1 protein-coding gene is annotated in these 783 nt (G+C 77.0%); it reads left to right on the top strand.

Annotated elements, in window-relative coordinates:
* Positions 1-783 (top strand): hypothetical protein (locus JNK74_28550; protein ID MBL7650138.1); only part of this gene is annotated, 783 nt, incomplete at both ends.

Raw genomic sequence — 783 nt, 5'->3', positions numbered from 1 at the left:
CCCAGGAGGAGCCGCTCTACACGGTCGCCGTGAGTCCGGACGGCTCCCTGGTGGCCGCGGCGGGCGGGTTCTCCGGCCTGGTCCACGTGTGGGAGACCACCCAGCCGGGGTCCCCGCGCGAGCTGGCGGGGATCGAGATCCCCGGTCTCGGCGTCCTGGCCCTGACCTTCAGCGCCGACGGCCGCTGGCTGGCTGCGGCGGGCTCCGGCGAGACCGGTGGCGCGGTGCACGTCTGGCGGCGCGACGGCACCGCCTTCCGCGCCGTGCACCTGCCGATGCCCGACGAGCGCGAGCCCGGGAGCACCGACCCCCCACGAGCGCGCGGGATGCAGGCGGTCGCCTTCAGCCCGGACGGCACGGTGCTCGCCGCGGGCGGCGAGGGCGGCGTGGTGTACCGCTGGTCGCTGCGCGCCCCCGAGGGCGCGGCGTCCGCCGTCGAGCCGGCGCTGACGGGACCGGACGGACCGACCGGCACCGTGACCTCGCTCGCCTTCGCCCCGAGCGGTCGTGAACTCGCGGCCGGCAGCAAGGATCAGAGCGTCTACCTGTGGTCGCTGACCGGCCCCTCGGCGGCGCCGGCCGGCCCCACCCGCACCCTGACCGGCGCGCGCAGCTGGGTGAACGCGATCACCTACAGCCCGGACGGCGCCACCCTGGTCGCGGGCGGTTCCGACTCCCGCCTGCGCTGGTACGAACTGGCCGGCGGCACCGTCTTCGCCGAGGTGGCCCAGCCCGGGCCGATCACCGCCGCAGTGCACGCCCCGGACGGCGCCACCGTGATCA

It is taken from the genome of Candidatus Hydrogenedentota bacterium (assembly GCA_016791475.1).
In the GTDB taxonomy this organism is placed as follows: domain Bacteria; phylum Hydrogenedentota; class Hydrogenedentia; order Hydrogenedentales; family JAEUWI01; genus JAEUWI01.
This window is presented reverse-complemented; position numbering and strand designations above follow the sequence as displayed.